The organism is Microcoleus sp. B4-C2, from assembly GCF_036705265.1.
Taxonomy (GTDB): Bacteria; Cyanobacteriota; Cyanobacteriia; order Cyanobacteriales; family Microcoleaceae; genus Microcoleus.
In genome coordinates this window covers 53,566-79,956 of sequence record NZ_JAUBUB010000007.1, presented here as the reverse complement: position 1 = coordinate 79,956, position 26,391 = coordinate 53,566, and the positions used below count along the sequence as shown (strand labels likewise).

Below are 26,391 nucleotides of genomic sequence, written 5' to 3'. Positions count from 1 at the left end.
TGTAGAGTTATTGTGGAACAGGCATCTTGCCTGTTGCTAAAAATGTAGAGTTATTGTGGAACAGGCATCTTGCCTGTTGCTAAAAATGTAGAGTTATTGTGGAACAGGCATCTTGCCTGTTGCTAAAAATCTTGTTGACAAAAGAAATAATTCAAATAAAAGCGATCCGAAATCACCAAAATATAGTAAAATAGTAGATTGTGATTAATCTAAGGATATCAACAGATTATGGCTAAGAAGAGCATGGTCGAGCGCGAGAAAAAGCGCCAGAGACTCGTAGACAAGTACGCCGACAAGCGGGAAGACCTGAAAGACCAGTTTGACCAAGCTAACAATCAGATGGACAAAATGGCGATTCACCGCCAACTACAACAGCTACCCCGCAGCAGTTCGCGGACTCGCTTGCGGAACCGCTGCTGGGCAACTGGACGGCCCAGAGGTTACTATCGTGACTTCGGACTGTCTCGCAACATGATGCGAGAAATGGCTCACGAAGGTCTTTTGCCCGGTGTTGTGAAGTCTAGCTGGTAGCACGAAGAAAGAAGGCACGACACGGATGATGACACGGATATACGGATGATGTTTTTCTGAAATTGTCGTGTTTCTGGAGATTTATTCTAAAGAAAAAGGAAGAAGGAAGAAGGAAAAAAACTTATAAATAATCGGCAAGATTATGTTTGGGGTTGATTCTTGTTTCAGACTTATGAGTTAAATTTTCCTCCTTCTTGCTTCACTGGCCACAGCATTTATCGATGCCGAGACTTTCGAGTAACAAGTCGCTGACGGCATTGGCGATCGCAAATTCGCCGTAGAAGCTTTTAGAAAAATCATAGGCCTGCATTTCGGTGACGATCGCAATTACGAGGCTGCCCACGTCATTTTCGCCTTCCATGCGCTGGCGGACATAGATTTGGGCAGCTCTTTTAGCTATTTGCTGGTTGGCTGCTTCTGGGATAAACTCGGAGTCTAGCCATGCCAGCAGCGTTTGTTGGAGCCATTGGCCTTCTTGTTCGGGGTTTTTGGCGGGCGGTAAGGTAATAGGTTCAATGGTTTCAGACATAATTATTCCTAATTGCTAATGTTGACTTTGAAAAGTTAACTGAGAAATGACAACTGATAAATATATGCAATATGATATACCGACAATTATACAAGGATACGCGCAAGGCTATTTCTTGATGGCAAATGACGGCGAGGAAAGTTTGGGGTGGTATTCCAGCCGACAGCGGGCGCTGATTCCCCTGGATGAAAGATTTACCTATCCGAAATCCCTGCGTCGCCAAATCAATCAAAATCGATTTTCGGTGGCTGTGAACCGCGATTTTGGGGCGGTGGTTGAGGGTTGTGCCGATCGCGAAACGACTTGGATTTCTAAGGAGCTCAAGAAGATTTACTGGGGTTTGTATGAGGCCGGTTGGGCTTACAGCTTCGAGACTTGGTGCGGGGACGAATTGGCGGGCGGTATTCTCGGATTGTCGATCGGCGGTGCGTTTATTGGGGAGTCGATGTTTTACCGAATTCCCGAGGGTTCTAAGGTGGCGATGGTGAAGTTGGTGGAGAGATTGCGCGATCGATCTTATCTACTTTTCGACGCTCAAATGAACAACCCGCACTTGGAAAGATTCGGAGCTTATACTGTTAAGGAAAAACTGTACAACACTCTTTTGCAAGCAGCTTTGAAGCGCCGCTGCACGCTATTTTGAATATGTCATGCGGGAAAATGCAGTGCCGTTTCCGACCCCAGTAGCTGCTTCAAACAATAGTATAATTCAGCTCAGATACTTCTCGGAGACAACCACAATGCAAGTCACAACCGAAGAAATTATTTATCCATCCAGCGACGGTCAACCGATGGCAGATAGCACAATTCAATACAAATTAATTGTCACAATCAAAGAAGGTTGCGAATCGCTGTTTGAAGATGACCCGAACGTGTTTGTAGCCGCCGATTTACTTTGGTATCCGGTTGAAGGTAGACCAGATATTTCTCAAGCGCCGGATACGATGGTGATATTTGGTAGACCAAAAGGTGAGCGACGTTCCTACATACAATCTCGCGAAGATAATATTGCTCCCCAAGTCGTCTTTGAAATTCGCTCCCACAACGATAGTAACACAAAAATGAACAAGAAACTTTCATTTTACTATCGTTATGGAGTCGAGGAGTATTACCTTTACGATCCAGAAAGAAATCAGTTAGAAGGTTGGCAAAGAATTGAAGGAATCTTAGAACCAATTGAACCGATGGAGGGATGGATAAGTCCCAGACTGGGAGTGCGGTTTGAGTTGCCAGAAGAAGGGTTAGAAATCTATCGCCCTGATGGAGAAAAGTTTCTTTCCTATTCCGAAATAAATGCAGAGCGGCTATTAGAGCGACGGCGCGCCGAAGAAGCCTCGCAGCGTGCAGAAGAAGCCTCGCAGCGTGCCGAACAAGAAGCTCAAAAAGCCGAACGTTTAGCCACCAAACTGCGCGAATTGAACATCGATCCTGATAGCATCTAAGCTCGAACTAGGAGAATAAACCCGGTTTGTCAAAGAAATCGGGTTTCTGGGGATAGCAGTTATTTACTTTTTTCAGGGCGAACGGGGATATTTGGTCGATCGCCCCCCAGCTCAAATTACCTATACTACAATATATAATACAGATATTCGAGCCAAAATCCTTGGCGCTCAGAAAAATCAGAATCGAAGCCCCTTGAATGTGTAAAAATACTGAAGCAAACATTACTAAACCCTGCACGGAGCAATTGTTGTGGATTCCAGATATAACCCCCAATCCATAGAAGAAAAATGGCAGCAGACATGGGCTGAGCAAAACTTAGACCAGATGCCAGAAGATACCCAAAAGCCTAAATTTTATGCCTTATCCATGTTCCCCTACCCGTCGGGAAACCTGCACATGGGCCACGTCCGCAATTACACAATCATCGATGTAATTGCCAGACTCAAGCGAATGCAAGGTTATCGGGTATTGAATCCGATGGGGTGGGACGCTTTTGGTTTGCCCGCAGAAAATGCCGCCATCGAGCGCGGAATTCCCCCGGCAAAATGGACGTATGAAAATATTGCCCAAATGAAAGGCTTATTTCGCCGTCTCGGCATCTCCTTTGATTGGACAAAAGAAGTTACAACTTGTTCTCCCGATTATTATCGGTGGACTCAATGGATTTTCTTACAATTTTTAGAAGCAGGATTAGCATATCAAAAAGAAGCGGCAGTTAATTGGGACCCCATAGATCAAACAGTCTTAGCAAACGAACAAGTAGATAACGAAGGTCGTTCCTGGCGTTCCGGTGCCAAAGTCGAGCGCAAATTATTGCGGCAGTGGTTCCTCAAAATTACCGATTACGCCGAACAGTTATTAAACGACTTAGACAAATTGCCAGATTGGCCAGAAAGAGTCAAATTAATGCAAGCCAACTGGATCGGCAAATCAGTCGGCGCTTACTTAGAATTTCCGATTGTCGGCATGGATGAAAAAATCGCCGTTTTCACCACACGTCCCGATACAGTTTACGGCGTCAGTTACGTTGTTTTAGCGCCGGAACATCCACTAACTCAGCGCGTGACAACCGCAGACAGAAAAGCGGCCGTAGAAACCTTCATCAAAGAAGTCGCCGCCCAAAGCGAGATCGATCGCACAGCCGAAGACAAACCAAAGCGCGGCATCCCCACAGGCGGCAAAGCAATCAATCCTTTCAACGGCGAAGAAATTCCCATTTGGATAGCCGATTATGTGCTGTACGAATACGGCACCGGCGCAGTCATGGGAGTACCAGCCCACGACACGCGAGATTTCAAATTTGCCAATCAATATCAACTGCCAATTAAAGTAGTAATTGTGGATGATGATGAGCTGCCCTTGACCGAAGCTTACACCGAACCAGGAATTATGATTAATTCCGAAAGCTTCAACGGCATGGATTCAATTAAAGGCAAAGCAGCGATTATTCACCATGCCGAAAATTCCGGTTATGGCAAAGCCCGCATCCAATACCGATTGAGAGATTGGTTAATTTCTAGACAGCGTTATTGGGGCGCTCCAATTCCCGTAATTCACTGTCCCACCTGCGGAACAGTCCCCGTACCCGCATCGGATTTGCCAGTATTGTTGCCGGAAAATGTACAATTTACTGGCAAAGGTTCGCCCTTGGCAAAGATGGAAGAATGGGTAAACGTTCCTTGTCCGAGTTGCGGCACTCCGGCGAAGCGAGAAACAGATACGATGGATACTTTTATCGATTCTTCGTGGTATTTCTTGCGCTATCCCGATGCTCAAAATCAAGAGCAAATCTTCGATACGGCGAAGACAAATGATTGGATGCCCGTAGACCAATATGTCGGCGGCATCGAACACGCAATCTTGCACTTGCTGTATTCGCGGTTCTTTACCAAGGTTTTGCGCGATCGGGGTTTGATCAATTGTGACGAACCATTTAAACGCCTGTTAACTCAGGGCATGGTGCAAGCAATGGCCTATAAAAATCCTGTTACTGGCAAATACGTTCCCCCAGCAGATATAGACCCCGCCAATCCCAAAGATCCTCAAACTGGCGAAGCTTTGGAAGTCTTCTACGAGAAGATGTCCAAATCAAAATACAATGGCGTTGACCCCTTGCAAGTTATGGGCAAATATGGGGTAGATACGGCGCGGATGTTTATTTTATTCAAAGCGCCGCCAGAGAAGGATTTGGAGTGGGACGACGCTGATGTGGAAGGGCAATTTCGCTTTTTAAATCGCGTTTGGCGCGTGGTTACAGAGTTTGGTTCACCCCCCCCAGCCCCCCCTTGCGAAGGGGGGGAGAAAGAGGTTTTAAGTAAACCTGAGAAGGATTTGCGGCGGGCGATTCACACTGCAATTAAGGAAGTGAGCGACGATTTGGAGGGCGATTATCAGTTCAATACTGCTGTTTCGGAAATGATGAAACTCAGCAATGCTTTGAATGATGCTAAATGTAAAGATTCGCCAATTTATGCAGAAGGAATTAACACTTTGATTCGCTTGTTAGCGCCTTTTGCGCCGCATATTGCTGATGAATTGTGGCACAATACTGGTAACAGTGAATCGGTGCATACGCAAACTTGGCCGACTGTCGATCCATCTGCATTAGTTACCGATGAAATTACGCTGGTAATTCAAGTTATGGGCAAGACTCGCGGCACAATTCAAGTGCCTTCTGGTGCGGATAAAGCTGCTTTGGAAAAGTTTGCTCGCGAGTCGGAATTGGCCAAGCGTCACCTGGAAGGTAAGGAGATTAAAAAGGTAATTGTGGTGCCTGGAAAGTTGGTTAATTTCGTGGTAGCTTGAGTGTAAAAGTCGCTACCTGTAGGCAACGTATCGTTTCTACACAAACACAACCTAAGCCCCTTTAAACACTATCGGGCAACTATTATTTACTGTAAGAGTAGACAAGTTGCCCTTTTTTTACTAACTTTAAGGGAATTTTAGGATTGTTTAGTGGCTCGTTTCTTAGCCTCACCTTTTCTTCCCATTCTTTAAATTTAGGTTCCAGCATTTCAGGTGTAAGTTTATAAATCTCTTTGAGAGTTATGCCTTCATACAGTCCAATATACCAAGCTTCTACTCTGCGATATTTGTCAAGTATAATTTCATTCAAATGATGGTGAGTAGTGACCCCACCGCTTCTATTGAGAGCAATATTTATTGTTTTAAGTTCGTATTCTTTTCCTTCAGCATCAATAGCATCGTTTCCTTCACGTCCAGGTGATATCCGCAGCCCTAAAAGGATTAATAACTGTAAAGTCTTTCCCCCGTTATCTTGAAAAATATCGGCAATACCATATTCACTAGCCAGATTTTGCAATTCTTGGATGCTTTTCATAGCATTTTCTAGCCGTTTAGCATCTGAAATGCGTTCTGCTTCCGTGGTAACAGCCTCTTCAACAGGCTCTACAACTGACGGAGAAACTGGTTCAGCTATTAGGGTGTTAATGAGAGCTGTACTCTCGCCGCTTTGGCTAAAACTGATTAAATAAGTAGCGGGTACATCGAGCGCTTCAGCTAGAGCGAAAATAACTTCAAAGGATGGCGATCTTTCACCGCGTTCCAATAAGCTGATATAGTCAGTAGTCTTGTCTATGAGTTCTGCTAACTCGTCCTGTGTCATCCTTTTTTCTCTGCGTAACTGACTTACCTTGGCCGCAAATTGTTGTCTGGCTTCTTTGTAATTCATACCCCTCACCATTGATAAAAACGAACTGAAAGTTCGCTTTTTGAATGGTACGAAGAATTTATACACAAAACAACGCACTGAAAGTACGGATTTGCTATAACTGAGAGTACGGATTTTGATAGAATGACAGTAGGCTGTGTCTCTTGTACCTTAAACTAATCTCAATTAAACATGAGTAACATTTTGCCCGCCCCAATTTACACCACCCAATACGGTCAATCTTATTTGGGAGATTCTCTTCATCTCCTGAATAGTCTTGCTAGCAATTCTGTAGATTTGGTGATTACATCCCCTCCTTTTGCATTGCAACGCCAAAAGAGTTATGGAAATCAAGATCAAGATTTATATGTTGATTGGCTGCTGGGTTTTGCTCCAGAAATTAAAAGAGTTCTTAAGGATACTGGAAGTTTTGTTATAGACCTTGGAGGTGCTTATCAGAAAGGAATACCTGTACGGTCGCTGTATAATTACCGCGTACTTATTAGATTATGTGACGAATATGAATTTAAACTTGCTCAAGAGTTTTTCTGGTTTAATCCTTCAAAACTTCCATCTCCTATAGAGTGGGTGAATAAAAAGAAAATCCGGGCAAAAGATTCTGTGAATACTGTTTGGTGGCTTTCCAAAACGAATCAACCTCAAGCGAATATTACTAAAGTCAAAGTAGAGTATTCTGAGAGAATGAAAAAACTTTTGAAAAATGCTGATGAATTTTACACGCCCAAAGAACGTCCTTCCGGTCACAATATTAGCGATCGATTTGCCAAAGATAATGGAGGTGCTATTCCATCTAATTTGCTAGAGATTTCTAATTCGGAAAGTAATTCTCAATACTTGCGTTGGTGCAAAGAGTTTAATGTTAAGGCGCATCCAGCACGTTTTCCCCAAAAATTACCGTCATTTTTTATAAATTTTCTTACTGAACCGGGAGACTTGGTAGTAGATATTTTTTCGGGTTCTAATACTACGGGTTATGCAGCAGAACAATTATCAAGAAACTGGATAAGCTTTGAAAAAGAAAAACAATATGTTGCTGCATCAATATTTAGATTTTTGCCTCAAGAATCTTTTTGGCAAGCGGATACAATATACAACCAATTGTTAACTGAGGAAGCATCAGGATTGATTTTACCTCAAAATAGGCTACTTTTTGAAGTTAATAATTATTGTTTTTAATTGCGCTAAACAGTCAAACTTTTATTTCAGATATGAAACAGTCTATTGAAATCGCTTCTACACGAACAATTCTCCAGCAGAGAGGGACTGAAAGAGATAATTTTAATTGTTAGTTTCAAAAAGCAATTGCACGATCGCTCCGCATTCCAATTTTAATACAGATTGAGCGCTGCCGCCATTAACGGCAATTTCTACCCAACCGTCAGAACCACTTATGGCAATTAAATCCCCAGGCTTGCTGTCGCTGTAGGTTTTACCGCTGGGGATGCGAATTGCATCAGAACTATTGCTAATTGTCAATGACCAATTGTTACCTATAATGCAATTATTGGGGATATTAGTAATTAGATTGCCGAAGCGATCGACATATTGGATGCTGCCTTCTAAACCTGTGGCTGTAACGGCACAATTTGGTATCTCTAACTGCACTAAACTTGCAGGGTCGAGATCCTCCCCCAACTCTTCCAAAGCCACCCCGTTCGCCAAGTGAGCGCCCGCTGCTGCGAAAATATCGCGACCGTGAAAAGTGCTGCTGGGTTGAGATGTGCGCCAGTATTTGGGGTTGGTGAGTTCGACACAGGCGATCGCACTTTCCCGACTCAACACCCCGCTAAACAACCCGTTATCCGGCCCGACAAGAAAGCAATTAGCACATTTAATCGCAACCCCGCGCCTCTTGCTTCCCACCCCCGGATCGACGACAGCAACGTGTACCGTTTCCGGCGGAAAATAAGCAAAAGCAGTCATCAAACAAAACCTCGCCGCCGCAATATTTTGAGAGGGTATTTGGTGCGTAATGTCAATGACTTTTAACTGCGGGTTAATTTGGGCGATCGCACCTTTCATCACTCCCACATAAACATCGCTTAATCCAAAATCCGTCAGCAGAGTTATAATTCTATTTTTAGACATATATCAAAAGGTAAAAATATGGTATCACAATGGGAAAACTTTCTGCAAAACTTGGGAGAATGGCACGGTTCCTTTACCCAGTTATCGCCGCGAGGAGAGGTACTTCAAGATACTCCTAGCATTATTTCTCTCGAAGGTTTCAATGACAACAAAAATGTGCGATTGAAACTCCGTCGGTTTTCCCCAAATCCTAGCGGTGTCGGCGAACCGGAAGTGAGCGAACTTGTTCGAGAATATCAAGTTTTGGGACGAGATATCCTATTTTTTGAGAATGGAGCTTTTTCTCAGGGTACTATTCAACTAGCGCCTTATTCTGAGTGCGGTGCCGAGTTTGGTTTTATCTACAATTATCGCCGATTGCGCTTCGTTCAGCTCTACAATACCGACGGCAATTTATCCAAACTTACCTTAATTAGGGAAAAGCAGCTTGATAAAAATGTCCCCGAACGTCCGCCTTTAACTGTTGAGGATTTGCTGGGAGAGTGGCAGGGCGAGGCTGTGACAATGTATCTCGATTCGCGTTCTCCTGACTTTTATTCTACCAAACTGCAATTGCATTTGGAAAGTAGCGATCGCCTAATTCAAAAAATTACTTTTGGCAGTAATGGTACTGTTATCACTTCTAGCGCCACCATTGACGGTTCAGTTCTGCACTTTAACGAAGGTGCTTCGCCGGTGCAAGTTGTGCTGCTTCCTGACGGCGGTTCTTGCACTCTCCCTGTCAAGATTGGATCCAGAAAACCTATATTTTTCGAGGCTGGTTGGTTGGTAGAAACTGACTTGCGGTTTCGGATGATTCGCAGTTACAACGATCGGGGTGAATGGGTAAGTTTGACTTTAGTTAAAGAACGAAAAATTAGTCATTAATCCCCATCAGTTTTTGATGATTAAGCTTGAGTCTTTGGCGCGGGCAAGATGCCCGCCCCACAATAAACTTGATGTATTGTGGAACGGGCATCTTGCCCGTTCTAAAAATATTACAAGATATCAGCACTACAAACATTTTTCCAATTTAGGAACCGGATTTTGTTTCCTGTGTTTGCGATTGAATCACCGCACTCCAATCATCATTGTTAACAGCCGCTTCCAAATCCTTAGCCTGTTCGCCATCACTTTTGGCGGCTGTTTCTAACTCTTTGGTAAGAGTGGAATCTGCCATTGCTTTCCGCAATTTCAGCTTCTTTTCCTCATAAGCTTTTTGTTCCTCAGCAGACATAGCAGCGCGCGCTGCTTGGCCTACCGTAGCCGCCCACATTTCGCTTTCAGCACCGTTTCCAGGCGGAATGCTGCCGAGTTCGGCTATCCAAGCATCCCGCAAACTTTCCATTTCTTCCCGCTTCGGGAATTTGAAAGTTTGCACACGCAGGAAAGCACAATTTTCTGCGCCATTTTGGGCAATGTGACCGTTGATTGAAAGCAGAATATTTCGCGAATAACCAATAAACTGAGTGTTGCGGGAAATATCCATTACAGCGTAAACGCCGGCGACTTTCGCGTTAGTTGCCAAATCGCGCCATGTATCGATCGACATTACTTGCGTGCCGTCATTTTCTAATTCAGAAATAGCGGCCGCTGCGCTGTGTTCTGAGTCGGAACTGTATAAAAAGTTGTGCAGTCCTTCATGGGCGACAGGTACGTTTTGATGTTCAATTGCTACATCTCGATCGGCATTCACTTGATTAGCTTTCATTAAATTCAATTCCTCAAAAAATGTCAACTTTACTCATTAAATCCCACTTTCAATGGCGGGCAAGATGCCTGTTCCACAAGAACTTTATTGTGGAACAGGCATCTTGCCTGTTCTATTGTTTTTTTGCCCTTACCTACTTAACTTACGGCAATTTGTTGCAATTCCTCGTCAGTCAATTTAACTTCGAGCGCCTGCACAGAGTCCTCAATACTCGATACTTTGGTCGCACCGGGAATCGGAACTATGCAGGGCGATTTTGCCATCAACCAAGCTAATACTATACAGTAAACAGAAACGTTTTTTTCTGTGGCTAATTTGGCGATCGCGGGCATATCTTGCAAGCTTGTGGCGCGGCGGCTTCCTCCTAAAGGACTCCAGGGAAAAAATGTCAGTTTTTCTGTTTCGCAATATTCCAGAACGCCGTCTGATTCGGGCTGTCTGTGCCAAGGATTATATTGATTCTGAACAGAGACAATTTCTACTGTATCGCGGGCACGTTTGATCTGCTCTACAGAAAAGTTTGACACTCCAATAAATCGAATCATTCCTGCTTCTACAGCTTCTTTTGCGGGTGCTAGGGCTGCTTCGATGGTATAAGCGGGATCGGGTGAGTGATATTGCCAAAGGTCGATCGGTTCCTTGCCGCCCAATGCTTCAAAACTTTCGCGAATTGTCTTGCGTAAATGGTGGGGGTTGCCGTTCCGCGTCCAAGCACCTTGAGGCCGCATTAAGCCGCCTTTAGTGGCAACAGTAACGGCCCTAACATCTCCGCTATACTGTTCCAAAGCTTTGGCAATCAGGTGCTCGTTGTGGTGTTTGTCGGATTGATCTTGGCAGTAGGAATCTGCGGTGTCAATAAGGGTGACACCCAAATCGAGGGCGCGGTGGATTACCGCAATTGATTGATCTTCGGGCGGCCTGCCGCTTAAGGACATTGGCATACCTCCAAGACCGATCGCGCTGATAGTAAAATTACTGTTACCCAGTTTTTTTCTTTTCATTGGTTTCCCTTCGTTTGCGTGGTTTAGTTCCAGTTTACATTTCCAGGATAAGTTGAAATCTTACATTTATTTAACTATCTAAGTAAATAGAAACAAATATTTTTTAGATAAGCTGTTTTGCCTGGAAAATTTATATTTCAATTCCCTATTCCCCCGTGTCAAATCCTCTCCCTCTCAAACCTAATAGACACTCTAGATGTGCTGCTGCTTACCTACCGACTTAACTAGCTGGAAGCGCTGGTGTAAAAGCGGAGTGCAAATTGCCAGAAGTAGCGGGAGAACAATAACAGCCCGATCGCCAATATTCCCGCCCCTGCGATCCAAACGATTTCACCTCTCCCCAGCATGGCTTCTGCTGGCACAGTCGTCAAGAAGGCAACGGGAACTACGAAAGTGAAGAAAAATCGATAAGCAGCAGGATAAGCTGCCATGGGAAATCTACCCGCTTCTAACAATCCTTCGAGAACTTCGGTAACATTGTAAATTTTCACAAACCAAATGCTGGTTGCCCCTAACATAAACCATATACTGTAAAGAGTAATAGTTCCGAAGAACAGCGGTATTGCTGTTAAAAAATAGTTGCCGATTGCTACTCCCAATTTGTTTGCAGCATACAGCAGCAATACGGTGCCCAAGATTAAATCTGGGATTCCCCAAGGCGAAACTGTGTTTGCAGATAGCCAGAATTGGGAACTGATGGGTTTGAGGAGTACGAAATCGAGAGTACCTTGCTGGACTCGATCGACAATACGGCTGAGATTAGGTGCTAGAAACGTTGACGAAAACCCCTGCAAAATCGTGAAAATGCCGAGTACAACTAAGGCCTCTTCCCATTTCCAACCCGAAAACGTGTAGCCAGTACGATAGAACAAAAATAGCCCAAACAAGCTGCCCGCAAGATTTCCGAGGCTGCTGATGGCCGCGAGGACAAAGTTGATTCGGTATTCTAGTTCCGCTGCGATCGCCGCACTCCAGAACAATTTCAGTACGTGCAAATATCGTCCCATGTTTGTCGCCATTTTTTGCCGTGTAAATACTTAAATTCCCATATTGTAAAGCTTGTGTGAAGTTAGCTGCTGTACAGGCTGCTCATTTGACTATAACAATAAATTATTGATACTGCTTACGTAAGTAGTTCTACTGAGGCAAAATATTAAGTTATTTAACCAATTTTAAACACAAATTACAATTATTAATCAAAGTCAATCTTAAGCTCATATACTTTGGCAATTTTTAAGCCAACTTCATTTTTTCACAGAAAATATCGCCCGATTGATTAGAAATACTAATATGTTACAAGTCTTAATATTATAAATATTTGACAAACATCTAGCCATACCCAAACGGAACACTTAGGATGGGGCATACCTACTCAAAAGGAATACGTAATCAGTAATGCGTAATTATACGCACAAAAAAGGGATCGAGGAATTGACCTAGCTAACAACACGTAAGGAAAAAAAGACATGGATGCTTTAACATTATCGAGACTGGGCGTCAAGCACACCAAGAGTGCAGTAGCCGAATCGCTGCGGATCAATACAGGATACGACGTGACAAGCCCAGTCACTTTTTACGGGATTGTCAACGAGCGCTGCAATGTTAAATGCCGCCAGTGCGAGTATTGGCGACTCAAAGAATATAAAGACGAAATGACGATCGAAGAATGGCAAAATGCCCTCTTGAGCGTCAAAGAATTTGTGGGCGAATTTTCCATCAACTTTAGCGGCGGCGAACCTTATATTAAAAAAGGTTTTCTAGACTTGCTGGCCTTTGCGAATAAAAATGGCATTCACGCCGGCGTCACCACCAACGGCTATTGCATGACCAGGGAAAACGCAGCCAAAACTGTCGCTGCTCGTCCTTTTAATGTGAATATGTCAGTTGACGGGCCGAATGCAGAACTGCACGATTATTTGCGGGGTCAACCGGGATTGTTCGACAGACTTTCTAAAGGAATCGGTTATCTGCGCGAAGAACAAGAAAAACAGAACGTCCTGTTTCCGATCAACGTCAAACCGACAATGAACCGACTGAATTTCCGCCACCTCCCGGAAATAGTCACCTGGGCTCAGGGAATTGGGGCGACGACGGTGAACTTCCAACCGGTCAACCGCTGGACGCCAGAAACATACGAGGAATTGTGGATTGAAAAAGAAGACATGGAGGAATTTGCACAAGTAATCGAGCGGCTAATTGAAATGAAGAAGAACGGCGCTCCAATTATGAACAGCGATGAAGTGTTGCGATTGATGATTCCTCACTTTGCCGAAGAAAAAGCTCCTGATTCAACTCGTCCTTGTCGCGTTGGACTGCGAAATTACTGGATTGATACGCGCGGCGATGTGAAATTGTGCGATGAGTATCCGGTGATTGGTAATGTGAAAAACGCCAGCGCCCGCGAGATTTGGTACGGCGAAAAAGCTCAAGAAGTCCGCCGCGATACTTTGAATTGCGGCAAGCTTTGTCTGATTACTTGTGTCTCACAAAAGACGATTTTGGACAAAGTGAAAATGGGGATGAAGTTATTAAAGAATTGAGGTTTGAGCAGTGTTAATATCGCTTGTACTCCTAGTAGCCGGGTTTGATCAGAAACCCGGTTTTTTGTTTATTTGTCTTCGTTATTGCTGTCGATTTCCATTTGTTCTCGATCGCGCTCTTCCTGCTCTTGTTCCTTTTGCTTGTATAATTCATTTGTTCGCGATCGCGCTGACGTTCCCTCTCTTGCTGCTCCCGGTTCAATTCCACCTGTTCGATTTCCACCATCCCGCAAATTGTGGATGTTGTCTGCTGGAAAAAATCTTGATTGGCAATCAGGTAGTTTAAGTATTTTTCAATATCCCTTTCCATTCCCAAAAGAGCGATCGACCTTTCTATGCCAAAAAGAGCGATCGACCTTCCCAGACACAAGAGCGATCGTATTGCTTTTACTCAATCAGTATTGAAAACATCCTGCAAGTTACGATAACCACTAATAACGCGCCAAATCTCAATACCATCACCAACTATTTGATAAAAAATGATGTATCCCATCAATGGCACACCACGTAAACTGGGAGAAAATTGTGAATACGATCGCCCCAAATATGGAAACTGTGCAATCTGCTGACATTTTTTACCAAATCCTTCCACAAAGCGCTCTCCCGCATCCACACTTTGCGCCAAAAAGTAATCGGAAATTTCGGATAAATCTCGACTCGCTTCGATCGTAATAAGCAAGCGATTCATGCTCTTAATTCTCTGGCTTTTTTGACTTTATCTCTAAGTTGAGCTAATACATCGTCTGCATTGAGCAACTCACCCCGTTGTGCTTGTTCTCGTGCTATATCGATTTTCTTCCCTGTTTCTTGTACCCACGCTAAATAGTTTGGGCTGTTGCCGTCATCGGATAAAGTAACATCATCGATTAATAACAGCAAGGCTGTGTTAATTGCTTCTTCAAGGGAGGGATATTGACCGTGCTTTACTAAAGCTTCAAGGACTTGGGTTTGCTCTTGGCTCAAGGTGATTTGCATTGTTACCTCGGATGGGGGCAAGGGTTGGACAATACTTCTACTGTATCGTATTTTATTACAAAAATGTGTGAAGCGAAGCTATCCCGTAGGGAATCGCTCTTGACTGTGGTCGATAGAAAAAGGCGATCGCCCGCGCATTGAGAAATAGAAATAAAGGGATCTCGACCTTTCCATACTAAAAGAGCGATCGACCTTTCCCAGCCAAAAAGGGATCTCGCTCTAGTTGTCGAGTAGACATGGTTTGGGATAAACTAATATTGTCTCCTTGGCTCGGCTATAATAGTCCTCGTATCATTCTTTAAAGAACCTTTATGCCAGAAGTTGCACGATTTTACGGAATAATCATCAAAATTTTCTTTGGGGATCACCCACCTCCTCATTTTCACGCAGTTTACGGTGAGTACAACGCTTTGATCGGTATTGAGTATGCGAGAAATTATAGAAGGAGATTTACCGAATCGGGCCCAAAAGCTGGTAATAGAATGGGCTACGTTGTACCAGAAAGAACTGCTGGATATGTGGAATAGCCAAGAATTTAGTAAACTTCCACCATTAAAATAACTCCGATCTGTTTATGAAACCTGAACGCATTGTTTCTGCTAAAGCTATTGACGATCGCACATTGATGGTTAAGTTTACCAATCTAGAATTTAAAAAATACGACATCTCTAAATTATTAGAGAATCCGATGTTTATGACCTTAAGTAATCCTGTGTTTTTCAGAAATTTTACAGTTGAACCTGGTGGTTATGCACTGGTTTGGAATGATGAGATAGATATCAGTGAATATGAACTTTTGCAGAATGGAATTAGTTGCACAGAGGAGGAAATTGAGCGATATATTGAATCTATTCATCATGTTGCTCGCTGAGAAATAATGCCCGATTCTTCTGAGCGATCGCCCTTTCGATGCCAAAAGGGCGATCGACAATTTTATTGTAGACTTTTATTGTGCGGCTTTACTGTTAGTAATTGAGATTGATGGGGAGAGTCATTTTACGGAACAAGGGAAACTATATGATGCAGAAAGAACCGGGATTTTACAGGGGTATGGATTGAAGGTTGTCAGGTTTACGAATGTTGAGGTGTTGCAGAGTTTTGAGGGGGTTTGTGGGGAGTTGTTGGGTTTGATTGAGGGTGATTTTTGAGGCTTCTTCACCCTGGCGCCCCCTTCTTAAGGGGGGGACATGAAGGGAGGAGAGTTGAATGGGTGGCCCGATGCGATCGAGGCGATCGCACTGTACGATCGCTAGTCGATTTTGGGCTTGCAATCGACAAAGGATAAAGCTTCTTCATCGAGATAACCTGCGATCGCCATTTCAATTACTGCCCAAACTGGATAATTCATTGTTTTAGCGCGCAGGGATAGTGCTTCACGAATGGTTTTGGGTAATCCTTCTAGAAAGATTTGTGCTAATTCCGGTGACAGATGTTCGGTGATAATAGGCTGAGTTTGCATAGAATTAGTCCCTCGCTGGAATTTTCACGTTATAGGGTGGGTTAACGGCTTGAATGATGAGGCTTTCTAATTCTGATGATAGCTGAATCCACGCTCGTAAAATCTAGCTGGTAAAGGGCGATGGCGAGATATTCAGTTTGTATTGCACTATTGCACCAGTGTATACTAGATTATAGGGGTGTTTTGAGCTAGTTTATGCCACGCCTAGATATCTACCATAATGTCGTTAAAGCTGCTCTCATTAAAGACGGCTGGACAATTACTCACGATCCTTTCACTATTAGATTTGAAGACTTGACTGTTTACGCGGATCTAGGAGCCGAAAAATTAATTGCCGCCGAGAGGAGTGAGCGAAAAATTGCTGTTGAGGTGAAGGTATTTATCAGTCCTTCCCCAGTGACCGATCTCGAACGAGCCGTTGGACAATACTATCTGTATTCGAGTTTTATGGCGCGGCTGGAGCCCGATCGTACTCTATACCTTGCCATTCCGAAACGCACTTATGAAAACTTTTTTCAGCGTCCGTCGATTCAGGAATTTGTTAAAGAACGACAATTCCCTTTGATTGTTTTCAATCCTGACTTAGAGGAGATTGTACTATGGAAAAGTTGACTCAGTATCGATCGATCGTGCGAGAAGTAATCGACGAATATGCCCGATACAAACCTAGTTTAGGGCAGAGCGATATGTCGGCAGTTTACGATATCGATCGCGACCATTATTTGCTGGTTAGTTTTGGATGGAATGGCGATCGGCGAGTTTACAGCACTATCCTGCATCTGCGAGTTTTCGAGGGCAAACTCTGGATAGAACGAGATGAAACTGAGGAGGGGGTGACTCAGGATTTGCTGGATAGAGGGGTTTTTCAAAAAGATATTGTGCTGGCTTTTTACCATTATGAAGACCGGAAGTTGACTGATTTTGCAATTGCTTGAGGTAAAGGACGATCGCCCTTAGTTGAGAAACAGGAATTAAGGGCGATCGCCCTTTTTGACTTATTCCAAAAGGGCGATCGCAGGTTTGGCATCTGGTATAGATGAAGGGCGATCGCGCTTTCCTGCAAAAACATTCGTAACCAAAAGGGCGATCGACCTCGATCGAGAAAAAGCATTAAAGAGCGAGATCCCTCCCCATCCCAAACAAGCGATCGCTCCTTCTACTATAATTTCCCTTAACATCTTGTCCCCCCCCTTCTTAAGGGGGGTTAGGGGGGATCGTACCAGAATCATGCCAAAACTAAACGACTCCAACTTCCACCTACCATACAACCCAAAACTCATCCCCATCGCCAAACAACTGCGGAAAAATCCAACTCCATCCGAAAAAAAACTGTGGCAGGATTTTCTGAGAAATTTCCATTTTCGAGTTTTGAGACAGCGACAGATCGACAATTTTATTGTAGATTTTTATTGTGCGGCTTTACTGTTAGTAATTGAGATTGATGGGGAGAGTCATTTTACGGAACAAGGGAAACTATATGATGCAGAAAGAACCGGGATTTTACAGGGGTATGGATTGAAGGTTGTCAGGTTTACGAATGTTGAGGTGTTGCAGAGTTTTGAGGGGGTTTGTGGGGAGTTGTTGGGTTTGATTGAGAGTGATTTTTGAGGCCAGATCCCCCCTAGCCCCCCTTAAGAAGGGGGGGACATGAGGGGAGGAGAGTTGAATGGGTGGGTGGATGCGATCGAGGCGATCGGATAAAATATTAGGCGGCATAATTCAGTCGTTGTGCTAGTTGCTGATGCAAAGCCAGGTAATGGGATTGTATTATTGACGAAAACAGAAAGAGTGATCGTCCTTTGTTGAGAAAAAACAATAAAAGGCGATCGATCTTGCCAAAAAACTCTCAACAAAGTGAGAACCCTTTCCCAACCTTTATTAAAGTGTTTCTTTGAGCCTCATGCTGTAAGGTTTGCTCCCTTTCTGAAAGCATCTGTGAATTGAGCTAACCCATGTGAGCCACCGTTTACTAAACGTCTTGCTGTGGCATAGTCAGGAGGTGGAACTAGAGCCTGTCTGATAGCATTTTCTTTATTCTTAATAAAGCGGGCTAAAAGTTGTGCTGCAATCCTTGGATCATTGCCTAATTCTGGATTATTAACTAGCTGATTGCCAAGTCCAAGTTGTGGACCTAGTTGTTGATAATTATATTTACCAGTCAACTGAATAAAACCACGTCCTTTATACTTCTCTCCATCTCCAACACCATTATTACCTAAATCCTTACGAAAGTCGTATTGGTGGAAGGGACGACCACCCTTCGAGGTGTTATATTGAGATATACCCTCGTCAATTGGCTGAAAACCTTCAGTTTCAGCGCGGATAGTTGCCAGTGCCATCAGAACCATATCTCGGTCTCCTAACCCCACTTTTTCTAGCTCACTGAGAATTAAAGGAAGATACTTTTCTATATTGGTCTTGACGTAGCCTAAATTAGGAAACATTTGGAAAACAATGTCAGTGGTAAATAAAGCAGTTTGTGAAGACTTACTTGAACCTGAAGTAGACTGAGGAATAGGAGACGAAGAAGTTTGCGAAGAATTGGTAGGTACTTGGTTATTACCAGAATTGGTTTGAGATAAGGAGCTATCTACAAATTTTGGATTTGTCCAACCATTAATCCTATCATCTGTAGCCTTGATGGTTTTTTCGCCTGTAACAATACCACCTTGACTCTTGCCAATATCTATATATTTGATTTCTTTAGTGACGGGGTTGTAATCCATAACTATCCCAACGTGACCTGCTGTTGGGTGAAAACCGTTCCCTGGTTTGAACGAAATAACAGTACCGCGTTGGGGAGGATTATTAGCCAAGTATTTTGGCTCAACAAACCCTTCAAAATACTGATTGTAAGGCTTAACGTTTGCTACTGTCTGGGCAGTTTGATGACCATTCCCATAACCTGCCAGAAGGCTGGAGCGTTGTTTTTCTGGTAAGAATACTTCTTGAATATACCGGGCAATTAAAGTCACGCACTCACCAGAAAAGTTGTAGTCCTCCCCAGTCTGACGGATTGCTTCTGCATCTAGTCGGGATATTGGTGTTTTTTGATCTTTAGCCCAAGTGAAAAATTCTTCTGCTTTTTTAGATGTTAAAGCAGAAACTATAGGCTGAACTTTCTCTGCATTAACACCTAAACTATAATTTGTTCCCTGTTCCCCAAGCCTCTCATCTGGAAAGAGTTTTAAATAATATGTCCCTTTCTCCAATTCAACACTAACGCGCTTGTCAAGATTCGGTGTTTCATACACAAGTTCACTAAAGTCTATCGACTTACTAGGATTCGCAGCATTAAATAACTGAATATGGGTAGGCGCACTTAATCCCCGCAGCCCAAACATCATCACATTGCGCTCATCAAGTGTAAACTTATAAAAATCAGCGCCATCCACATTGCCATTTAGATACCCTACAAATTCCTGCAACTTGTAGTCTTCATCATTATCTGCTTTGTTAGGCTGTCCATCCTTAATAATCCCCAAATCCCGCGCACTTGCCCAATCATTCCCACCTTGAGCTGGGTTAATCACCAAATTGTAATTAGTCATCATCCCCGCCGTAGGAATGACACTCAGATAATAAGACTTACCCGATTGCAAATAAGCAGCCGCGTAATTTTCGCCACTATTTTTATTAGCATTCAAGAAAGTCACATCTTTCCCAGACTCATCCTGAAGCCTCATGTTAGCCGCTAACATATTCGCTTCCCCATCACCCGCAGGCGGTTTCAGCGCCAGATGAACTAGCCCATAATCGCCCACTTGGAACTTATAAACATCACTACTATCCCCCTTATCAGCCCCCACAAAATCCGACAACTGATAATCACTTAATTGAGCAATATCCGTCAGCATACCAAGGTCGCGAACCCTGCTCCAATCTTCACCCGCTTGGTCAAGCTGTACCGCAAGATTGTAAGGAGTATCGCCTTGAACCTGTTCCACTCCGACAAAATAAAGCCCTTCTGCTAATCCATTAATTTCAAGGGGACTATTTTGAGCAGAATTAAATAGCTGCTCTTTCACTGGTTGATTGTTTCGATCATACACAACTACTTTAGCTGTGGCGTTAGGAGCTAAATCATTCAAACCGAGCCGTAAAATGTTAGGAGACTGACTGCCCAGATTATTAATATTCAAGCGATAGCGGTCATTGTCATACGCATTGGTACTTGATTTTTTAGCTGGATTGCTACTGCTTAAATTTCCACTAATCACAGTCCGACCCGTGAAAGTTCCCAAAAACGGATTAGACTCACCTTGCAAATTATTCGGATTGGCATCATTCAAAGTCTTCGCCAGATTTAGTACCATTGTGTAATCAGTATCCGCAGTGGCACTTCCCTTGTTGACTTCCACATAATAGTTGCCAGTGTCGAGAGTTTCTGACCATAATTTGTCAAATCCTTGACCCGCTGCTGGGGCTTCTCTTATCAAGGACTTGCTTGCATTTGGGTTTACTTTATAAAGTTTTAAACTAGCATCGGCACCCAAATTTCTAAGAGCCAAATTTAGCAAACTGCGGTCTTTGACTGCGAAATAGTAGCCGTCAGTATTATCTCCTGTACGCAGGCGACCTTTGTATTCATATCGGCCAATAAATTCACCCAACTGCCGATTTGCATCAGGTATAATTTGAGTCGGCTTTCCAAGTGTTTCAACTGTAGCAACTGAAGAGCTAGAACCCTTACCATACCAAGTCTTATACCCAGTCGGTTGAATAGTCAGATAGCCATTGGTGTAGTAGTGGGTTGTGACACCATTACTTATGGCTGTGTATTGGAAATTTCCCGCATTCAGAGGTACTCCCCCTTGACCCGGCTGAGGTGCTACTGGCGGCTCAACAGGAGACGCACCAATATTGACAGATCCGCCACCTGTATTGGGTACAGGAGACGCGCCAATACTCACCGATCCGCCACCTGTATTAGTTACAGGAGATGAGCCAATACTCACAGATGAACCCCCAGACTGAGGCGTTCCAGAACTAGCAACTGGAGTCGCGTCTAGTTTAAGTTCGTAGTTAGCATTCGCATTGTTGCTGGAAAAAACCTGTACATAGTATGTGCCAGGATTGACCGTATTAAATATAACGTCAGACAGATTTGTACCACTGGGATTGTATGTTTTATCAATTTCCTTGCCTTGAGCATCCAGTAGTTTAATATCCGAATTGCCTTGTAACCTCTTAAGGTAAAGAGCTACTTCGCTCGGTTGACTAACATCAAATCGGTAGAAATCACTTTTATCAATCCCGCCAATTGAATCAGCAAACTTTATCTGATTACTGCTTAATGTGCCAATATTGCGAGCTGTAGCTAGACTTCCATCGGGGTCAGTGACAAGTGGAGTAACGGAACCCTTTAATGGTACTGTTGTCTTGACATAAATCTTATATCGTCCTTTGTTCAAATTGAGATTTATGTCGATCGGCTGACTTTCATCTGTTGAGTATCTGGTAATTGACTCCCACTGTTCTCCTGAACCCAAAAGTTTCCTAATTTCTATATCGGCATAACCGATATTTGATTGCGAGTTTAAGGTGAACTTAACAGGATCGTTTACCTCGATTCCATATTGATAAGACTGATTACTGACTGCTGGTACATTCAATTCTGGAGAAGTGGGCGCAGACGTAAACATCCCACTGATATTATTTTGGAGTGGGATTCTAAACTGAGCCGAACCCGAAAACGCAGAAGGTCGATCTGGAATCAATTCAGTAGTTAAGCCATAATTCTTAATGCTAGTATCCTGTCCAGAAGCCACCTTAACTGCATAAGTTCCTGCATCGAGAAATACGGCTGCTGTCTTAGAATCAGGAGTTTGCACTTTCGTTGGATCGAAATTTTCATCGCTAATAGTAACACCCACAGAGTTAAAAACGCCTGGCGGCTCGCCCGGTATAAATTCAAAACCACCCGCTTTGCCATCAGCTTTTACTACACTGACAAGAGGCAGTTTTGTACTACCATTCGTTGGATTAACCGTGTAGCGGAAATACCCAGGCTCAGTTACCGTAAATGTATGATAGAGTGCCGGTTGAGCCGGACTAACTACGCCACTATCTGTGAAATTAGGTGACAGTTGCAAGGGTGCTGTATTAAACGATGTTCCTCCTTGCGCCGCCCGTTCCTCCGGCGTTACTTTCCCTTCCCCACTCCAAGTATCCGGCGTCACCCACGGAGTTGGCTGATAAACTTCCGCCACAGTCTTCTTCGCCAAATCCACCGCCGCCAACGTATTCAAAAACCCAAAACCCGTCTCATCATCCCACCCAGACGGCCCCAAATCCCTCGCCGTAGACTTCAAAATCTCCATCACTTGGCGATAATTCAAAGCAGGATTTGCCGCCCAAACCAAAGAAGCCGCCCCCGCAACTTTTGCAGTAGCTACCGAAGTCCCCGCCATCGTGCCCAAATCATTTCCCACAGTCGATAAACCGGGGTGTTCAGTCGTGCCGCCATCCGCCACAATATCCAAACCGCGGCCATAACTAGAATAGATCGATCGCCCGTTAATATCCCCAGCCCCAACCGTAAAAATATTATCAAATTCCTGAGAAGCCTGACCCAAAACCGACATCACACTGCCGTCGTTACCCGCCGCCACTACCAGCATTACCCCATTTTGCCGCGCATATTCGATCGCACTTCTTTCTGCTGGAGTCAACTCATAGCGCGTTTCCACACTCCCGTCAGCATTCTTCTGAGTCAAATCCAAACTGAGATTGGCGATCGCATTTTTCTGTCCAGAAGCCTTCGCAGCATCCACAAACTCTACCAAAGAATCCGCCCATCTCCCAGAATCGATCGCCCTTCCCACCCATTTCGGCGCTGTCTTATTAATCGCATCAATAATCCCCAACATAAAAGTACCGTGCTCGCTACCTTCCCCAGGCTTCAGCAACGGATTGTCATCCCCGCCCACATAATCGCGGCCCTTCTTAATATTCGCGTAATTCAAATAAGGACTATCCGCACTCACACCAGTATCAATCGACCCCAACAACGGCTGATCAGCAAAAGGAGAATCTAGCAATTGACGGATTGCATTCGGATTGTTAGGATTCGGCGAATGCGGATCGACAGGAATTACAGCAACCGGCAAAGTCTCAAACGCACCGCCCGGATTGTAAGGAGTTTGAGTGGCAATCCCATCATGGTACAGACCCAGCGGGTCAAAATCAATCAGCGGCGGTAAATTGTTAGTTGGTGCTCCATTCGGGTCGATCGGGCAAACACCGCTATCAGCCAAGAAATTAGGTAAATCTAAATCAGACAGCGACCAAGAACCCAATAACTGATGCAGCGCGTCGAAATCTTGCAGCCAACCCCCAACACCCGCACTCGGAGTCACAATTGTTTCTAATCTAAAACTTTTCGGTCGTTTCCGACTCTTTGTTTTACTTGAATCCCCAAAACCTTGAGCCTCTTTGCGTTTTTTGCCACCAAAATTTAGCCAGCCCATAACTTTTGCACCCTGATTAATATGAATTCGATCGCAAGAACTTAATTAAATGCCTTCAGACATTCAACCAAAATCCTTTGTTGACAAGGATTTTTCAATAATCGTCAAAAATTTCTGTTTATTTGAGAATTTACGCAAAATTAACAAAATTTCTGAATTGGCGATCGCTTTACATCTGCCGCGCTTTGCTAACGGTCAGGCGGGCGATCGGACCAACACTTTGTTAATGCGTAATTTATATGATTTTTTGCTTCTTCACACGGTTATCATACACCCAAGTTCTATGTGCGATCGTAAAGTTTCGGTAAAGTTTTTGGGATAGCAATCCCCGCCTGAACCCGAAACATCCGCTACACTAGGTTTGCCACGCAATGACAGATAAAAAATGCGTAACTCCTAAAATAATTAGAATTTACACTTGCTTTTTTTCTAATTTATGATAATATGAACACCAAGGTGAAATTTGGATTAAAGTCTAAAGCCCAAACAAATATCACTAAAGCTTCTTCACAAAATACTTCAATACTTCCATGCTTCCTTAAAACAGGGGCAAATTTCGCCTTGAAACTTTCCGTTTCCAGAAAAACTTAGGGCGGCTCGAAAATCTCAAAAACCCAGCGGAGAAAACATACAAACACAATTGGGCGATCGATTCTAAACAACTCAATAAAAACACCCACTTTAAGTTAAAACTCTTGTCCCCCCCTTAAGAAGGGGGGCTAGGGGGGATCGAGTTTCGGCCTAAAATGCGTAATTCCTAAATTAGTGAAAACTCTTGTCCCCCCCTTAAGAAGGGGGCTAGGGGGGATCGAGTTTCGGCCTAAAACCCACTGTCTCTCTGCTTGATCCGAAAGTCTAGATCCCCCTAAATCCCCCTTAAGAAGGGGAGTAGGGGTTGACTTTGAGTTGATTCTCTTGTCCCCCCCTTATTAAGGGGGGCTAGGGGGGATCAGAATCTCCGCCTAAAAACGAGTAACTCCTATTCAATTAAATCGAAACTTTGTCAGCCAAAGTGACAATCTACCATGCAACTCAAATCAGCGGTGCAATGGATACCTCATCCCGACGGTCATTGGATACTTCGCAATCCCGAAGACATTACCTGTATTCAAGTTGACGACTTTGACAAACAGGTAATTGTGCAATTAAGCCAACAGCCAATAACTAATATTCTCGCTGAATACAACCTCGATTTAGAAGACGTGCAAAATCTCTTGAAAGACTTAGCACAAGCAGGAATGCTAGAAGGAACCAAGCCGCCGAAAGCTAAATTCAACCTGCTATCCTTCACAATTCCCCTAGTCAATCCCGATGTTTGGCTATCGCGGCACATCGACAAATTCCGCTGGATTTGGACGTGGGAATTTGGCTTTTTTCTGTGCGCTTTCATCGCTTCCTCTGTAGCTGTGTGGTTGGCTTCCTCTGCCGAAGTCGCAGCCTCACATCAGCAGTTGTGGATAGCGGGAAAAAATGAGAATATTTTCAAATTTGTATTGCTGACAATGCTGGTAATAGCTTTGCACGAACTCGGCCACGCTTTCACGCTAAAACACTACGGCGGTATTGTTAAAGAAATTGGATTATTGTTTATGTGTTTCATCCCTGGATGTTACACAGATACAACCGACCAATACAGTTTAGTCCGGCGGAAACAGCGAGTTTTAGTAGTAGCCGCAGGAGTATTTATCCAAGTAACAATTTGGGCATTGGCTGTTTGGATGTGGCTGTTTTCTCAGTCAAATCCGGTTTGGCATCAAATTAGTTATTTGTTGATGGTGGCGGCCTTGCTGACAGTTGCAATTAATTTGAATCCGTTGAATAGATTTGACGGTTATTATTTATTAGTTGCTGGAACTGGCATTAACAATCTGCGACAAAGGTCGTTTGATTTTTATGTGGACTTGTTGCGGAGGGAGGAGATTGAGGAAGCAGCAGAAACGCAATGGGTTTTGGCAGCTTACGCGCCTTTGAGTATACTTTATACTGTTTGGGTTTTGAGTTATTTAGCATCCTTGCTGGGTAATTTGGTTTTGCGGGTTTGGAGTTTTTAACCGCAGATTAATCACAGGCGGGACGCCCGTGCCACGATTAACCTAACGGGCGAGACGCCCGTGCCACAAAATGCAACTTTATTATTGTAGGAGTTTATCGAAATGAATGTTTTTCAAAAGTGGGGAATTGTTAGCGGAAGTTTGAGTTTTGCAGTTGTCAGTCAATGTTTTTCTGCACAAGCGGCAACTCTTACTCAAACTTACACTGTGAATTTGGGTTCGCAGCCGTTAAATAGCAGCACGAATGTAGTTTTGCCCAAGTTTAATTCGCTGTTAGGAACGCTATTAAGGGCTTATGTTACGGTTAAATCTACTGTTAACAATACTGTTAGCATTACTCCTTTAACGGGAGATTTTATGGGGACGGCGGCGACTAATGCAAGTATTGCTGTGAATATTCCGCTGTTGAAAGTTGACCCTAATTTGACTTTGAGTGTGTTAGCAAGTCCGCCGGAAACGAAGATTGCTAGTGGCGGTACGGGAAGTGTTAGCGGTTCGGCTTCTGGTACTGTGTCGAAGAGTTATGATTTGCCGCAGTTTTTAAGTGCTTTAACTGGCTGCGATGGTGATACTTTTACGGCTGGCGTGGCGACAACTGGTTTGACTCAAATTCTGGGGAGTCCGGCTAGAGGTAGTTTTGGGGGTAAGGTTGTGGCTAACACTACAGTTAGTGCAATTTATGAGTATGAACCTGTACCGGAACCGATGACTGCTGTTGGTACGTTTGTGGCTGCGGGAATGGGTTTGTGGTGGAAGAGAAGGGCGGCAAAAAAGGTGTAATACTAATTAGGAGATTAACTGGTTCCTAGGCTCTGCCTGGGAACCGATATCCAGAGGCTCTGCCTCGTCGATTGGGGAGAAAAAGAGGAGGCAGAGCCTCCGGGAATGCGTCCCCAGGCAGAGCCTGGGAACGAGCAACTT

29 protein-coding genes and 1 pseudogene are annotated in these 26,391 nt (G+C 43.9%); 17 read left to right on the top strand and 13 right to left on the bottom strand.

Features of this window, described 5'->3' with window-relative positions; genetic code table 11:
* Positions 1-228: 228 nt before the first annotated feature.
* Complete coding sequence (rpsN, locus tag QUB20_RS04595; protein WP_006633844.1) at positions 229-531, top strand: 30S ribosomal protein S14; 303 nt, start codon at positions 229-231, stop codon at positions 529-531.
* A 199-nt stretch (positions 532-730) separates the two neighbouring features.
* On the opposite strand, the gene QUB20_RS04590 is transcribed toward rpsN, so the two are convergent.
* The gene (locus tag QUB20_RS04590) at positions 731-1,060 is read right to left on the bottom strand and encodes a hypothetical protein (protein WP_190740107.1); all 330 of its coding nucleotides are present in this window, start codon (positions 1,058-1,060) and stop codon (positions 731-733) included.
* A gap of 46 nt (positions 1,061-1,106) precedes the next feature.
* Between QUB20_RS04590 and aat the strand changes: the two genes are divergently transcribed.
* The 3 genes from aat to leuS all read left to right on the top strand — a co-directional run bounded on the left by aat (position 1,107) and on the right by leuS (position 5,308).
* On the top strand, positions 1,107-1,703 hold the full coding sequence (gene aat / locus QUB20_RS04585; RefSeq protein WP_445242611.1) for a leucyl/phenylalanyl-tRNA--protein transferase: 597 nt from the start codon (positions 1,107-1,109) through the stop codon (positions 1,701-1,703).
* A gap of 97 nt (positions 1,704-1,800) precedes the next feature.
* Complete coding sequence (locus QUB20_RS04580) at positions 1,801-2,502, top strand: Uma2 family endonuclease (RefSeq protein WP_333244068.1); 702 nt, start codon at positions 1,801-1,803, stop codon at positions 2,500-2,502.
* Positions 2,503-2,752: 250 nt separating this feature from the next.
* Entirely contained in the window at positions 2,753-5,308 is a 2,556-nt protein-coding gene (leuS, locus tag QUB20_RS04575) for a leucine--tRNA ligase (RefSeq protein ID WP_333244065.1), read from the top strand.
* Positions 5,309-5,390: 82 nt separating this feature from the next.
* Here the strand turns inward: leuS and QUB20_RS04570 are convergent, their stop codons facing one another.
* Complete coding sequence (locus tag QUB20_RS04570) at positions 5,391-6,194, bottom strand: helix-turn-helix domain-containing protein (RefSeq protein WP_333244062.1); 804 nt, start codon at positions 6,192-6,194, stop codon at positions 5,391-5,393.
* A 171-nt stretch (positions 6,195-6,365) separates the two neighbouring features.
* On the opposite strand from QUB20_RS04570, the gene QUB20_RS04565 reads away from it, so the two are divergent.
* On the top strand, positions 6,366-7,370 hold the full coding sequence (locus QUB20_RS04565; protein WP_333244059.1) for a site-specific DNA-methyltransferase: 1,005 nt from the start codon (positions 6,366-6,368) through the stop codon (positions 7,368-7,370).
* A 102-nt stretch (positions 7,371-7,472) separates the two neighbouring features.
* Here the strand turns inward: QUB20_RS04565 and QUB20_RS04560 are convergent, their stop codons facing one another.
* Positions 7,473-8,282: an SAM-dependent chlorinase/fluorinase gene (locus tag QUB20_RS04560; RefSeq protein WP_333244056.1), complete on the bottom strand. Its 810-nt coding sequence runs from the start codon at positions 8,280-8,282 to the stop codon at positions 7,473-7,475.
* An 18-nt stretch (positions 8,283-8,300) separates the two neighbouring features.
* Here QUB20_RS04560 and QUB20_RS04555 point away from each other — a divergent pair, with 18 nt between their 5' ends.
* A complete protein-coding gene (locus tag QUB20_RS04555; protein WP_333244053.1) occupies positions 8,301-9,149 on the top strand; it encodes a DUF3598 family protein in 849 nt (282 codons plus the stop codon).
* 145 nt (positions 9,150-9,294) lie between these two features.
* Here QUB20_RS04555 and QUB20_RS04550 read toward each other — a convergent pair whose 3' ends face one another.
* The 3 genes from QUB20_RS04550 to QUB20_RS04540 all read right to left on the bottom strand — a co-directional run bounded on the left by QUB20_RS04550 (position 9,295) and on the right by QUB20_RS04540 (position 11,992).
* Positions 9,295-9,972 (bottom strand): GIY-YIG nuclease family protein, encoded by a 678-nt coding sequence (locus tag QUB20_RS04550; RefSeq protein WP_333244050.1) that lies wholly within the window; start codon positions 9,970-9,972, stop codon positions 9,295-9,297.
* 137 nt (positions 9,973-10,109) lie between these two features.
* A complete protein-coding gene (locus tag QUB20_RS04545) occupies positions 10,110-10,973 on the bottom strand; it encodes an aldo/keto reductase (RefSeq protein ID WP_333244047.1) in 864 nt (287 codons plus the stop codon).
* 224 nt (positions 10,974-11,197) lie between these two features.
* Positions 11,198-11,992 carry an ABC transporter permease gene (locus QUB20_RS04540; protein WP_445299375.1) on the bottom strand — a complete coding sequence of 265 codons (795 nt, stop codon included), beginning with the start codon at positions 11,990-11,992 and terminating at the stop codon, positions 11,198-11,200.
* Between the two features lie 447 nt (positions 11,993-12,439).
* Here QUB20_RS04540 and QUB20_RS04535 point away from each other — a divergent pair, with 447 nt between their 5' ends.
* Positions 12,440-13,513 carry a radical SAM protein gene (locus tag QUB20_RS04535; protein WP_333223812.1) on the top strand — a complete coding sequence of 358 codons (1,074 nt, stop codon included), beginning with the start codon at positions 12,440-12,442 and terminating at the stop codon, positions 13,511-13,513.
* A gap of 68 nt (positions 13,514-13,581) precedes the next feature.
* Here the strand turns inward: QUB20_RS04535 and QUB20_RS04530 are convergent, their stop codons facing one another.
* From QUB20_RS04530 to QUB20_RS04520, 3 genes are all read right to left on the bottom strand, one after another.
* On the bottom strand, positions 13,582-13,746 hold the full coding sequence (locus QUB20_RS04530; RefSeq protein ID WP_333254369.1) for a hypothetical protein: 165 nt from the start codon (positions 13,744-13,746) through the stop codon (positions 13,582-13,584).
* A gap of 158 nt (positions 13,747-13,904) precedes the next feature.
* The gene (locus QUB20_RS04525; RefSeq protein WP_333210727.1) at positions 13,905-14,201 is read right to left on the bottom strand and encodes a type II toxin-antitoxin system RelE/ParE family toxin; all 297 of its coding nucleotides are present in this window, start codon (positions 14,199-14,201) and stop codon (positions 13,905-13,907) included.
* Complete coding sequence (locus tag QUB20_RS04520) at positions 14,198-14,488, bottom strand: hypothetical protein (RefSeq protein ID WP_333210729.1); 291 nt, start codon at positions 14,486-14,488, stop codon at positions 14,198-14,200. Before QUB20_RS04520 ends, QUB20_RS04525 begins: the two co-directional genes overlap by 4 nt.
* A 311-nt stretch (positions 14,489-14,799) precedes the next feature.
* Here QUB20_RS04520 and QUB20_RS28615 point away from each other — a divergent pair.
* The 4 genes and pseudogenes from QUB20_RS28615 to QUB20_RS04505 form a co-directional block, all read left to right on the top strand.
* Positions 14,800-14,901 (top strand): annotated as a pseudogene (locus QUB20_RS28615) (DUF4160 domain-containing protein); the annotation flags it as partial.
* Positions 14,902-14,914: 13 nt separating this feature from the next.
* A complete protein-coding gene (locus QUB20_RS04515) occupies positions 14,915-15,049 on the top strand; it encodes a DUF4160 domain-containing protein (protein WP_333291193.1) in 135 nt (44 codons plus the stop codon).
* Positions 15,050-15,062: 13 nt separating this feature from the next.
* Positions 15,063-15,359 carry a DUF2442 domain-containing protein gene (locus tag QUB20_RS04510; protein ID WP_333210733.1) on the top strand — a complete coding sequence of 99 codons (297 nt, stop codon included), beginning with the start codon at positions 15,063-15,065 and terminating at the stop codon, positions 15,357-15,359.
* 13 nt (positions 15,360-15,372) lie between these two features.
* Positions 15,373-15,636 carry an endonuclease domain-containing protein gene (locus tag QUB20_RS04505; protein ID WP_333291200.1) on the top strand — a complete coding sequence of 88 codons (264 nt, stop codon included), beginning with the start codon at positions 15,373-15,375 and terminating at the stop codon, positions 15,634-15,636.
* On the opposite strand, the gene QUB20_RS04500 is transcribed toward QUB20_RS04505, so the two are convergent.
* Both QUB20_RS04500 and QUB20_RS04495 read right to left on the bottom strand, forming a co-directional pair.
* The gene (locus tag QUB20_RS04500; protein ID WP_333244041.1) at positions 15,529-15,759 is read right to left on the bottom strand and encodes a hypothetical protein; all 231 of its coding nucleotides are present in this window, start codon (positions 15,757-15,759) and stop codon (positions 15,529-15,531) included. The two genes, QUB20_RS04505 and QUB20_RS04500, sit on opposite strands and share 108 nt — an antisense overlap.
* On the bottom strand, positions 15,738-15,947 hold the full coding sequence (locus tag QUB20_RS04495; RefSeq protein WP_293330773.1) for a hypothetical protein: 210 nt from the start codon (positions 15,945-15,947) through the stop codon (positions 15,738-15,740). The genes QUB20_RS04500 and QUB20_RS04495 overlap by 22 nt, the downstream gene beginning before the upstream one ends.
* A gap of 195 nt (positions 15,948-16,142) precedes the next feature.
* Here QUB20_RS04495 and QUB20_RS04490 point away from each other — a divergent pair, with 195 nt between their 5' ends.
* The gene (locus QUB20_RS04490; RefSeq protein ID WP_096829196.1) at positions 16,143-16,559 is read left to right on the top strand and encodes an element excision factor XisH family protein; all 417 of its coding nucleotides are present in this window, start codon (positions 16,143-16,145) and stop codon (positions 16,557-16,559) included.
* Positions 16,547-16,882 carry a XisI protein gene (locus tag QUB20_RS04485; protein WP_333244038.1) on the top strand — a complete coding sequence of 112 codons (336 nt, stop codon included), beginning with the start codon at positions 16,547-16,549 and terminating at the stop codon, positions 16,880-16,882. The genes QUB20_RS04490 and QUB20_RS04485 overlap by 13 nt, the downstream gene beginning before the upstream one ends.
* A 60-nt stretch (positions 16,883-16,942) precedes the next feature.
* Here QUB20_RS04485 and QUB20_RS04480 read toward each other — a convergent pair whose 3' ends face one another.
* Entirely contained in the window at positions 16,943-17,125 is a 183-nt protein-coding gene (locus QUB20_RS04480) for a hypothetical protein (RefSeq protein WP_333244035.1), read from the bottom strand.
* A gap of 49 nt (positions 17,126-17,174) precedes the next feature.
* Between QUB20_RS04480 and QUB20_RS04475 the strand changes: the two genes are divergently transcribed.
* The gene (locus QUB20_RS04475; protein WP_333244029.1) at positions 17,175-17,555 is read left to right on the top strand and encodes an endonuclease domain-containing protein; all 381 of its coding nucleotides are present in this window, start codon (positions 17,175-17,177) and stop codon (positions 17,553-17,555) included.
* Positions 17,556-17,845: 290 nt separating this feature from the next.
* Here QUB20_RS04475 and QUB20_RS04470 read toward each other — a convergent pair whose 3' ends face one another.
* On the bottom strand, positions 17,846-23,419 hold the full coding sequence (locus QUB20_RS04470; protein WP_333244025.1) for a S8 family serine peptidase: 5,574 nt from the start codon (positions 23,417-23,419) through the stop codon (positions 17,846-17,848).
* Positions 23,420-23,468: 49 nt separating this feature from the next.
* On the opposite strand from QUB20_RS04470, the gene QUB20_RS04465 reads away from it, so the two are divergent.
* From QUB20_RS04465 to QUB20_RS04455, 3 genes are all read left to right on the top strand, one after another.
* Positions 23,469-23,741, top strand: a complete 273-nt coding sequence (locus tag QUB20_RS04465; RefSeq protein ID WP_333244023.1) for a hypothetical protein — start codon at positions 23,469-23,471, stop codon at positions 23,739-23,741.
* A 703-nt stretch (positions 23,742-24,444) separates the two neighbouring features.
* Positions 24,445-25,470, top strand: coding sequence for a site-2 protease family protein (locus QUB20_RS04460; RefSeq protein ID WP_333244020.1), 1,026 nt, complete (start codon positions 24,445-24,447; stop codon positions 25,468-25,470).
* Between the two features lie 102 nt (positions 25,471-25,572).
* Positions 25,573-26,250: a PEP-CTERM sorting domain-containing protein gene (locus QUB20_RS04455; RefSeq protein WP_333244017.1), complete on the top strand. Its 678-nt coding sequence runs from the start codon at positions 25,573-25,575 to the stop codon at positions 26,248-26,250.
* The last annotated feature ends 141 nt before the right edge of the window (positions 26,251-26,391 follow it).